The organism is Sphaerisporangium aureirubrum, assembly GCF_042658925.1.
Classification (GTDB): Bacteria; Actinomycetota; Actinomycetes; order Streptosporangiales; family Streptosporangiaceae; genus Sphaerisporangium; species Sphaerisporangium aureirubrum.
Genome location: NZ_JBHSRF010000046.1, coordinates 56,308 through 66,981, shown reverse-complemented (window position 1 = coordinate 66,981; position 10,674 = coordinate 56,308). Strand labels below are relative to the sequence as shown.

The 10,674-nt window shown below is 71.1% G+C and carries 9 protein-coding genes; 6 read left to right on the top strand and 3 right to left on the bottom strand.

Annotated features, from left to right (window positions below):
* Nucleotides 1-189: 189 nt before the first annotated feature.
* Both ACFP1K_RS26145 and hutI read right to left on the bottom strand, forming a co-directional pair.
* Nucleotides 190-1,116 carry a DegV family protein gene (locus tag ACFP1K_RS26145; protein WP_380757963.1) on the bottom strand — a complete coding sequence of 309 codons (927 nt, stop codon included), beginning with the start codon at nt 1,114-1,116 and terminating at the stop codon, nt 190-192.
* 467 nt (nt 1,117-1,583) lie between these two features.
* A complete protein-coding gene (hutI, locus tag ACFP1K_RS26140; RefSeq protein ID WP_380757961.1) occupies nt 1,584-2,792 on the bottom strand; it encodes an imidazolonepropionase in 1,209 nt (402 codons plus the stop codon).
* A 622-nt stretch (nt 2,793-3,414) separates the two neighbouring features.
* Here hutI and ACFP1K_RS26135 point away from each other — a divergent pair.
* The 6 genes from ACFP1K_RS26135 to ACFP1K_RS26110 are packed head-to-tail and all read left to right on the top strand — an operon-like array spanning nt 3,415 to nt 9,086.
* Nucleotides 3,415-4,272 (top strand): STAS domain-containing protein, encoded by an 858-nt coding sequence (locus ACFP1K_RS26135; RefSeq protein WP_380757969.1) that lies wholly within the window; start codon nt 3,415-3,417, stop codon nt 4,270-4,272.
* Nucleotides 4,272-4,685, top strand: coding sequence for an STAS domain-containing protein (locus ACFP1K_RS26130; RefSeq protein ID WP_380757959.1), 414 nt, complete (start codon nt 4,272-4,274; stop codon nt 4,683-4,685). Before ACFP1K_RS26135 ends, ACFP1K_RS26130 begins: the two co-directional genes overlap by 1 nt.
* Nucleotides 4,682-5,104 carry an anti-sigma regulatory factor gene (locus tag ACFP1K_RS26125; protein WP_380757958.1) on the top strand — a complete coding sequence of 141 codons (423 nt, stop codon included), beginning with the start codon at nt 4,682-4,684 and terminating at the stop codon, nt 5,102-5,104. Before ACFP1K_RS26130 ends, ACFP1K_RS26125 begins: the two co-directional genes overlap by 4 nt.
* Nucleotides 5,092-6,099, top strand: a complete 1,008-nt coding sequence (locus ACFP1K_RS26120) for an ATP-binding protein (protein WP_380757956.1) — start codon at nt 5,092-5,094, stop codon at nt 6,097-6,099. Before ACFP1K_RS26125 ends, ACFP1K_RS26120 begins: the two co-directional genes overlap by 13 nt.
* A 60-nt stretch (nt 6,100-6,159) precedes the next feature.
* Nucleotides 6,160-7,506: an ATP-binding protein gene (locus ACFP1K_RS26115; RefSeq protein WP_380757954.1), complete on the top strand. Its 1,347-nt coding sequence runs from the start codon at nt 6,160-6,162 to the stop codon at nt 7,504-7,506.
* A complete protein-coding gene (locus tag ACFP1K_RS26110; protein ID WP_380757952.1) occupies nt 7,503-9,086 on the top strand; it encodes a SpoIIE family protein phosphatase in 1,584 nt (527 codons plus the stop codon). Before ACFP1K_RS26115 ends, ACFP1K_RS26110 begins: the two co-directional genes overlap by 4 nt.
* Before the next feature lie 93 nt (nt 9,087-9,179).
* Here ACFP1K_RS26110 and hflX read toward each other — a convergent pair whose 3' ends face one another.
* Nucleotides 9,180-10,586: a GTPase HflX gene (gene hflX, locus ACFP1K_RS26105; protein ID WP_380757967.1), complete on the bottom strand. Its 1,407-nt coding sequence runs from the start codon at nt 10,584-10,586 to the stop codon at nt 9,180-9,182.
* Nucleotides 10,587-10,674: the final 88 nt, after the last annotated feature.

The following is a 10,674-nucleotide window of genomic DNA, read 5'->3' as shown; positions in this document are numbered from 1 at the left end:
AGAGCGGTGAGGGCTTGGAGGCGGGACTCGGCGATTGTGCTGCTTGGGGGGGTGGGCTTGTTTCGCATGCGGGGGACTTTAGGGAGGCCGCCTGCCGCGTGATTAACCGAATTTAATTCTGTGGATATCTCGGGTCAGTGGGCTGTCTGCGGATATTCGCCGAGAGGAGGAAGCGCTATCACGTGAGGATCACGGGTGCGGTGACGGGTCATTAGCGGAGGGGGAAGATGGCGGCGAGTCGGAATTGGGGGGATCTTCGAGGGGGGACGGAAGTGCGGGGGCGAGGGTGACGCCCAGCATTCCCGGGCCTACGTGGACGCCTACCACAGGGCCGATCTCGACGACGCGGATTGTGGCCAGGTTGGGGATACGGGTGGAGAGGTGGCCGGCGAGGGTCTGGGCGCGGGTCAGAGCCGCCAGGTGGTGGACTGCGACGTCTACGGGGCGGTCGCCGGCGGCGCGGATCGCCAGGTCTTCCAGGCGGGCCAGCGCTCGGGTGGCCGTGCGGACCTTCTCCAGGGGGGCGATCGTGCCGTCGGTGATGTGGAGCAGCGGCTTGATCGCGAGCGCGGAGCCGAGGAAGGTGGCGGCGGCGCCGATGCGGCCGCCTCGGCGGAGGTGCTCCAGGGTGTCGACGTAGAAGAAGCTGTGCGTGGCCTCGGCGCGGGCTCGGGCGGCGGCGGCCACCTCGGGCATCGCGGCGCCCCGCCGGGCGGCCTCCGCGGCGGCGAGGACGGGGAAGCCCAGGCCCATGGCCAGGGAGCGGCTGTCGATGACGTCCACGGGGACGGAGGCGTCCTGCGCGGCCAGCCTCGCGGACTCCACCGTCCCCGACAGCGCGGCGGACAGATGGAGGGAGACGACCCCTGTCGCACCGAGTTTCGCGGCGCGCTCATAGGCGTCCGCGAACCGCTGCGGGGTGGGACGGGAGGTGGACACCGGCGACCAGTCCTTCAGCGCCGCGGCCACCTCGGAGGCGTCGATCTGCGTGCCGTCATCCAGAATCCGGTTCCCGACGATGACCTGGAGGGGGATCACGATGATGCCGAGTCGCTCGACCTCCGCGGGATCAAGATAAGCGGTCGAATCGGTAACCACAGCGACCGGTTGTGACATGTCCGAAGGCTACCCGTCTCCACCCTTTCCACTCGAGCCCATCACACATCACCTCACACGCCCCCGCCACCAAAGTGCGCCGCTCCGGGACAAGTGGCCGGCGCCCACACGGACTTCTAGGGCCGCCTCAGCATCGCCGTAGCGGCGGAGATTCCTCCCCTAAGGGACCGGTAACGCGCCGTACGGCGGCGCCGCATTCGCCGCACCACGACCCGCCGTACCGGCGCCGATAGGGCAGGGCGTTGGTAGCGCAGGGAGGGAGGCGTCCGCGGAGGGAGGCGTCCGCGGAGGGAGGCGTCCGCGTACGGAAGCGGGTGTCTCGTCCCGCTGGGGTGCCCCTCACGTAGAGCGCTGTACGGCGGTGTTGGATTCGCCGCGCAACGACCCGACGTACCAGGCGCCGGTAGGTGGGGCGGTGTCCGTAGCGCCGGGAGAGCGGTGGTGTGCCGGATGGCGGCGGGGTGGGGTTACTGGACGGGGGTGCCGCCGCGCCAGACTCGGCGGGGTTTTAGGCCGAAGCCCCAGGCGAAGGCGCCTTCGTGGTCGGCGTCCCATTGGACTATGTCGGCCAGGCGGCCGGGGGCCAGGACGCCTCGGTCGGGGGCGCCTAGGACGGTGGCGCCGCCTAGGGTGGCGGCGCGGAGGGCGTCGCCTACGCTGATGCCGAAGGCGGCTACGGCGAGGCTGATCACCAGGGACATCGAGGTGATGCCGCAGTGGCCGGGGTTGTGGTCGCTGCCGAGGGCGACCGTGACGCCTTGGGCGAGCATGCGGCGGACGGGCGGCAGGGTCTGCTGCTGGAGGGCGGTGCCGGGGCAGACGACGGCGGGGACGCCGTAGCGGGCGAGGAGGGCGATGTCCTCGTCGGCGGTCTGGTGGAGGAGGTCGGCGGAGGCGCAGCCGAGTTCGGCGGCGAGCTGGACGGCGCCGCGGCGCTTGTAGGCGCCGGCGTGGACGCGCGGGAGCAGGCCGACGTTGCGGCCGCAGGTGAGGACGAAGCGGGCCTCGTCGGGGGTGAAGTGGCCGTCGTCGCAGTAGACGTCGACGCTGTCGGCGCCGGCGGCCGCGGCGTCGGCGCACCAGGAGCCGACCGCCTCGACGTAGTCGCGCTGGCGGCCGAAGTATTCCGGCGGGACGACGTGGGCCGCGAGGAAGGTGACGTGCACCCGCGGCATCATCGGCTCTTTCTCGAGCTCGCGCAGCAGGCGGACGTCGGCGAGCTCGCCGTCCCGGGTGAGGTGGTAGCCGGTCTTGGCCTCGACGGTGGTGGTGCCGTTGAGCAGCCAGTCGCGCAGGCGCTCGCGGACGCCGTTGCACAAGGTCCACGGGTCGGTGCCGCGGGTCACGGTGACGGTGGAGCCGATGCCGCCGCCCGCCGCGGTGATGGCGCTCGGCGAGGAGCCGCCGGAGCGCATGGCCATCTCGGCCCAGCGGTTGCCCGCGTACACCGGGTGGGTGTGCGCGTCGATGAGGCCGGGGGTGACGAGCGCGCCGCCGAGGTTCTCGACGTGGTCGACGTCCACGATGTCGTCCACGACGCCGGGCACGCTCTGCGGAAGGTCGGCCGCGCGGCCGACCCACGCGATGCGGTCGTTGTGCACGAGGATCGCGGCGTTGCTGCAGACGTCGTTGCCCGTCCAGAGCCGGCCGATGTTGGTCAGGAGCCGCACCGTCATGGCATCACCACCCCGCCGGGGACCACGGCGACGTCCCGGCATGCCCTTGCGGCCCAGCTCGAAATGGGCGCCACGCCCGCTGGGTCCGCCAGGTTTCCGGACGTCATTGGGGGGTCTCCTGATCTCATCCGCACTGGTGTGCGATGACGGCACCGCCCGGATCTTGGCCAGGCGATTCAGTTCAGTTACGTTATTTCACAGGTCGGCTCGGTGTACAGGGTTATTGAGAAGAACACCGGTTCGTCTCACCTGTCTGGGACGGGACCACCTGCACCCCGCCATGTCGAAACTCCGCCCCCAGCCACCGCCGGCGCCGATCCCGCCCCTGCGGCAGCAGCAGTCACAGGCGTCCTCATGCGAAACCAGCGCCAGAATGTCTTGTTAGGGTTTCCATATCGTAGCAATAACAGAGGGGCACCGGCCACAGCGGTTTTCCTGCGCCTTCGCGAGGTTTACCGCTAATGTCGGGCTTTGTGCCCTTCTGCCCCGTTCGTCACGTCGCGGGGCACAGGCCCCCCGGCCCGCGCGATGAAATGATCTTAAGCCGACACCGTGTAGCCTGCGTCCGAGAGCATGTTCTACTCGTCTTTACACGTGGGTCGGCCCGGGAGTTACCTTGACCGTGCAGGAGAATACCAGCAGGAGCCAGATCCAGGAGTTGATGCGCGCCAAGGAGGACCAGATCCTCCAGCGCTGGGTCGATGTCTCCAGCAAGCCTCTGCGAGGCCGCCTCAGCGACGCCGACACCCGCAAGGAGCTCCAGGAGATATACCACGCGCTCCTGCGTACGTTCGACCACCAGGACGCCGTCCCCGAGCTGCACGGCCTGCTCGGTGAGCTGTCCCGCTCCAGGGCCCGCCAGGGCTTCACCCCGACCGAGACCGCTCTCACGGTCTTCGGGGTGAAGGAGGCGGTGTACGAGCTGGTGGAGCTGGACGGCAGCGAGAGCGCCCTGCGCGGCTTCATCTGGCTGTCGCGCTTCATCGACGGCCTCGGCCTGCTGACGTTCGAGACCTTCTCCTCGGCCCGGGAGAAGATCATCGCCGACCAGGCCGAAGAGCTGCTGGAGCTGTCGACCCCGGTGGTGAAACTGTGGGACGGCATCCTCAGCGTCCCCCTCATCGGCACGCTCGACTCGGCGCGCACCCAGGTCGTCATGGAGAAGCTGCTCCAGACCCTGGTCGACACCGGCTCGGAGTACGCGGTGATCGACATCACCGGCGTCCCCGCGGTGGACACCGAGGTCGCCCAGCACCTCCTCAAGACCGTGATGGCCGCCCGGCTCATGGGCGCGAACTGCGTCATCTCCGGCATCCGCCCCCAGATCGCGCACACCATCGTCACGCTCGGCATCGAGTTCGGCGACATCGTCACCAAGGCCACGCTCGCCGACGCCCTGGCGTACGCCCTGCGCCAGAGCGGCGTCGAGATCGCGACCAAGGCCCGGACGCGGATCGCGGTGCGGACCGAGGAGGCCTGATGGACCGCGTGCCCATCCTCAAGATCGGCGACATCCTCCTCGTCTCCATCCAGGGCGACCTCGACGACGAGACGGTCCTCACGCTCCAGGAGGACATCGCGGAGAAGATCGTGGCCACCGGCGCCATCGGCCTGATCATCGACATCACCGCCGTGGAGATCGTCGACTCGTTCGTGGGCCGCATGCTGTCCACCATCGCCGGCATGGCCCGCATGCTGGACGCCGAGACCATCGTGGTCGGCATGCGTCCCGCGGTCGCGATCACGCTGGTCGAGCTGGGGCTCTCCCTGGGAGGCCTGCGCACGGCCCTGGACCTGGAGAAGGGCATAGCCCTGCTCAATCAGCGCGCGGACGCCGACCGGCGCACCGCCACCGACGCACCCGAGGATGACCTGTCAGCGGTCGGCCCGTGAGCATCCCGCCCGCGGTCGGCACGGTCCTGGAACTCGCCATCACCTCCAACGACGAGGTGGTGATCGTGCGCCAGAGGGTCCGGGCGAGCGCCATCGAGCTCGGCCTGTCGCTGGTCGACCAGACCAAGGTGGTCACCGCGGCGAGCGAGCTGGCCAGGAACACCCTGGTGCACGCGGGCGGCGGCCGGGCGCGCATCGAGATCCTCCAGCAGCCCGGCGGCCGCCGCGGCCTGCGCCTGGTGTTCAGCGACGACGGCCCCGGGATCCCCGACATGCGGCTGGCGCTGACCGACGGGTGGAGCAGCGGCAGCGGCCTCGGCCTCGGCCTGAGCGGCAGCAGGCGGCTGGTCGACGAGTTCGACCTCGCCTCGGAACCCGGCCAGGGAACGGTCGTCACGGTGACGAAGTGGACGCGGTGACCCCGCGGCGGGACATCTGGCTCAGCCTGGAGGACGCGAGCGCCATCGGCGCCGCCCGCAGGATCGCCATCGCCCTCGCCAAGGAGGGCGGGTTCAGCGAGGACCACACCGGACGGATCGGCGTGGCGGTCAGCGAGGCGGCGTCCAACCTCGTCAAGCACGCCACCGCCGGCGTCATGCTGATCCGCCCGCACCCGGATGCCGCCACCACCCTTGAGGTCTTCAGCCTCGACGGGGGGCCGGGGATGGCCGACGTCGAGGCGAGGATCCGGGACGGCCACTCCACCGCGGGCACGCTCGGCATCGGCCTCGGCGCGATCTCCCGGCTGTCGGACGCCTGGGACGTCCACTCCCAGCCCGGCCGCGGCACGATCCTGACGATGCGCTTCCACGCGCCGGGCTCCCCTCAGCCCGATGAGCGCGAGTGCGGCATGTACCGCCCGATCGGCGACGAGGTGGCCTGTGGCGACGCGTTCGCGGTGGCCGGCCGCGGCGACACCCTGACCGCGATCGTCTGCGACGGCCTCGGCCACGGCATCGCCGCCGCGGCGGCGTCCACGGAGGCGGTCCGCGTCTTCCGCGAGCACACCGACGCCACCCCGGCCGTGATCATCGAGCGGGTGCACGAGGCGCTCGGCGGCACGCGGGGCGGCGCGGTCGCCGTCGTCCGCCTCGACCGGGCCGCCCGCACGGCGGCGTACGCGGGGGTGGGCAACATCTCCGGCTGGATCGTCCACGCCGAGGGCAGGCAGGGCATGGTGTCGGTCCACGGCATCGCCGGGCACCGGGCGCGCGGCATCCGCGAGATGCGCTACGAGCTGCCCCCGCACGGCCTGGTGGTGCTGCATTCCGACGGCCTGACCGACCGGTGGAACCTCTCCGGCTACCCGGGGCTGCTCACGCACTCCGCGCCGGTGATCGCGGGAACGCTCCTGCGCGACTGGGCGGTGCGGCGGGACGACGCGTGTGTGCTGGTGATGCGGGTGGAGCGATGACCGGCGGGGTGGCCGGTGAGAGAACGGGACACCGACACACCGGGGGCACAGGTGGGGACAATGACCGGTGATCTGCTGAACACAGTGATCCGGGACGACCGCGACGTCTTCGCCGCCCGCCAGATCGGCCGCGAGGTGGCCGGCGCCGCGGGCCTGGACGACCTGGACCGCATCCGGGTCGGCACCGCCCTCAGCGAGGTGGGCCGGGAGATCGTCGCGGGGGCCCGGGAGGCGCACATCACCTTCCGGATGGAGGAGCCCAGCGGCCTGGTCGTCGAGATCACCTACTCGGCCGGGGAGGGCGGCATTCCCCCGGCGGGGGTGACGCTGGCCGCGCGCCTGATGGACGAGGTGCGGCACGAGACAGCGCTGCGCACCATCACGATGACCAAGAAGATCACGGGTGGCCACGCCCCCGACGAGAGGACGATCGGCGAGATCCGGGAGCGGATGGCGACGGTGGCCCCGGCCGGGGTGCTGGACGAGCTTCGCCAGCAGAACCGCGAGCTGGCCGCGGCCCTGGAGGACGCGCAGAACCACCGCGAGCGGCTGCTGCGCCTCAACGCCGAGCTGGAGGAGACCAACCAGGGCGTGCTGGCGCTGTACAACCAGTTGTCGGAGGAACTGGAGGAGACCAACCGCGGCGTGGTGGCGCTGTACGCCGAGCTGGACGAGAAGTCCGCCCAGCTCCGTGAGGCCAGCGAGGCCAGGAACCGTTTCTGGGCGACGGTCAGCCACGAACTGCGCACCCCGCTCAACTCGGTGATCGGCCTGGTGCGGCTGCTGCTCGGCCCAGGCGGCGAGGCGCTCACCGAGGAGCAGCAGCTCCAGGTCGAACTGATCGGCAACTCGGCGCAGACGCTGCTGGCGCTGGTCAGCGAGCTGCTGGACATGGCCAAGGCCGAGTCCGGGCGGATCACCCCCGAGCTGACGCCGGTCGACCTGCACGAGCTGGCCGAGCGGCTGCGCATGACGCTGCGCCCGACCAGCGGCGCCGAGGCCGTGCGCCTCACGGTGGACGTGTCCGGCGGCCCGCGGGTGCTGCTGACCGACGAGGTGCTGCTGTCGCGCATCCTGCGCAACCTGCTGTCCAACGCGCTGAAGTTCACTGCGGCCGGCGAGGTGTCCATGTCGGCGCGGGTCGACGAAGGCGACGTCGTGTTCGTGGTCACCGACACCGGGATCGGTATCCCGCGCGAGCACCAGCAGCTGGTGTTCGAGGAGTTCTACCAGGTTCCCGGGACGGTGTCGCTGAACAGCCGCGGCACGGGACTCGGCCTGCCGTACGCGCGCAGACTGGCCGAGGCTCTCGGCGGTACGCTGCACCTGTTCAGCACACCCGGGACCGGTACATCGGTCACGGTGCGGCTGCCGCTCGTCATGGAAGACACGCCTCAGGAGGGATGATGACCACGGAGCCGCCGGGCACCGTCCTGGTCGTGGACGACACCCCCACCAAGCGGTACATCCTCGGCAGCTGGCTGCGCCGGGCGGGGCACCGCGTGGTCGAGGCCACCGATGGCCGCCAGGCGCTGACACTCGTGCACGAGATCGCCCCCGACGTCGTGGTCCTGGACGTCCGGCTGCCCGACATCGACGGCTACGAGGTGTGCGAGCGGATCAAGGCGGACCCGCAGACCGCCGCGCTCCCGGTGCTGCAGATCTCCGCGCACGCCATCGCGGTGGCCGACCGCACTCGCGGCCTGGACCGCGGCGCTGACGCGTACATGGCCGAGCCGATCGAGCCCGAGGAGTTCATCGCCACCGTGCACGCGGCGCTGCGCTACTCACGGGCCCGCACCCGTGCCGAGCGGATCGCGCAGCGGCTGCGGCAGCTCACCCAGGTCACCCTGGAGATCAACTCCGCCGCGACCTTCGGTGCGCTGATGCGCACCGCCGTCGAGGGCGCCGCGTCGATCATGGGGCGGCGCAGCGGGGCGCTGGCGGTCGCGCTGGACGGCAGGATCCGGCGGTACACGGCGATGGAGCCGGGCGGGGAGGCCGTCCGGCTGAACGCGCCCAGCGACATCCTGGACCGGGTGACCCGGCTGGTGCTGGGCGAGTCGGCGGGCACGGCCGAGTTGTCGATGTCGCGCGCCGCCTGGCTGGACTTCCTGCCGGACTCCGACACCCGGGCCGACGTCTCGGCCGTCGTCTCCCGCACCAAGGCCGGCCGCCCGCCCGTCTACCTCGGCGTCGAGGGCATGGAGCCGCTCGACCCCGACGAGCTGGACATCCTCAAGCAGCTCGGCCAGACGATCGCGCTGGCGGTGGACGCGCTGCGCGCCTACGCCGAGGAACACCTGATCGCGCTCACCCTGCAGCGCAGCTTCCTGCCGGCCCGGGTGCCGCAGGTGCCCGGACTCGAACTGGCGGTGCGCTACCAGCCCGCGGTGGACAACGTCGAGGTGGGCGGCGACTTCTACGAGGTCCTGCCGCTCGGAGACCGGCTGCTGGTGGGCATCGGCGACGTGCAGGGCCACTCGCTCTACGCGGCCACGGTCATGGCGGAGCTGCGGCACGGCCTGCGCGCCCTGGCCGTCGAGGGCTGCCATCTCGGCAAGATCCTCGGCCGGCTCAACGACCTGCTCCGCCAGCACCACCCCAGCATGACGGCCACGGTGTGCCTGCTGCTGATCGACCCGGTGGACGGCTCGGTCGAGATGTCCAACGCGGGCCACATCCCCCCCGTGATCATCGGTGACGGCGCGGCGCACTACCACGGCTGGGGCAACCTGCTCATCGGGGCGGCGACCGAGACCTACCGCGTGGACCGGTTCACGCTGCCCTCCAAGGGCGCGCTCCTGCTGTTCACCGACGGCCTCATCGAGGACCGCGACGTGCCGCTCGACCGGAGCATGGAGGTCGTCCGGCAGCTCGCCGTGGCCTTCGACAAGGACCCCGAGCAGTTCTGCGACCGCCTGATCGACCACTTCGGCGCCCGCGAGGACGACGTGGCCGTGGTCGCGCTGCGACGCACCCGCTGAGGCGCCGGCGGGAACCACCGCGCTCCCGAGGCCCCGGAACACGGAAGACCGGCCGGGTGGGAACCCGGCCGGTCTCTTTTAACGTGCGCGCGGTCAGACGGTCTCGACCGGCTTGGCGACGCGCTCCAGCTCGGCGTTGAGCACCGCGGGGACCCGTGCCCGCAGGACGGTGCCGTCGCCGGTGTGGTCGACCGACAGCACCTCGCCCTCCTGGTGGGCCCGCGCGATCAGGTCGCCCCGGTCGTAGGGCACCAGCACGTGCACCTCGTGGTCCAGACGCGGCAGCTCCTGCTGGATGACCTCGATGAGCTCGTCGATCCCGGCGCCGGTGCGCGCGGACACCACCACGCTGTGCCGCTCCCGCATCTGGAGCCGGGCCAGCACGACGGGGTCGGCCGCGTCCGCCTTGTTCACCACGATGATCTCGCGGATGCGCCGGGCGCCCTCGATGTCCCCCATCACCTCGCGCACGGCGGCGATCTGGGACTCGGGGTCGGGGTGCGAGCCGTCCACGACGTGGAGGATCAGGTCGGAGTCGCCGACCTCCTCCAGCGTGGACCGGAAGGCCTCGACCAGCTGGTGCGGCAGGTGGCGCACGAACCCGACGGTGTCGGTCAGCGTGAACCGCCGGCCGTCGGGCGTGCGGGCCTGGCGCACGGTGGGGTCGAGGGTGGCGAACAGGGCGTCCTCCACCAGCACCCCGGCGCCGGTCAGCCGGTTGAGCAGCGACGACTTGCCGGCGTTGGTGTATCCGGCGATGGCGACCGACGGGACCTCGCGGGCGTGCCGCCAGGACCGCTTGGTCTCGCGGGCGACGGACATGCCGCCGATCTGGCGCCGCAGCTTGGCCATGCGCTCGCGGATGCGGCGGCGGTCCAGCTCGATCTTGGTCTCACCGGGACCGCGGCCGCCGATGCCGACGCCGCCCGCGGCCCGGCCGCCGACCTGGCGCGACAGGTTGCCGCCCCAGCCGCGCAGGCGCGGCAGCAGGTAGCTGAGCTGGGCCAGCTCGACCTGGGCCTTGCCCTCGCGGCTCTTGGCGTGCTGGGCGAAGATGTCCAGGATGAGGGCCGTGCGGTCGATGACCTTGACCTTCACGACCTCTTCGAGCTGCCGCAGCTGACCGGGGGTCAGCTCACCGTCGCAGATCACGGTGTCGGCGCCGTTGGCGATCACGATGTCGCGCAGCTCCGCCGCCTTGCCCGAGCCGATGTAGGTGGCGGTGTCGGGCCGCTGGCGGCGCTGGATCAGGCCCTCCAGGACCACGGACCCGGCCGTCTCGGCGAGAAGCTTCAGCTCCTGCAGGGAGTTCTCGGCGTCCATGATCGTGCCGGTGGTCCAGACCCCCACGAGCACCACGCGTTCCAGCCGCAGCTGCCGGTACTCGACCTCGGTGATGTCCTCGAGCTCGGTCGAGAGCCCGGCCACCCGGCGGAGCGCCTGGCGCTCCTCAAGTTCGTAGTCGCCGTTGGCGAGGGTCTCGTAGGGCTCGTTCCGCATGAAACTCGTCTTCGTGGCTATGTTGCGCTCCTCGGCGCTCGTTGGGCTCACCGCTTCACTCAGTCCAACACTGACGCACCTGCGGTGT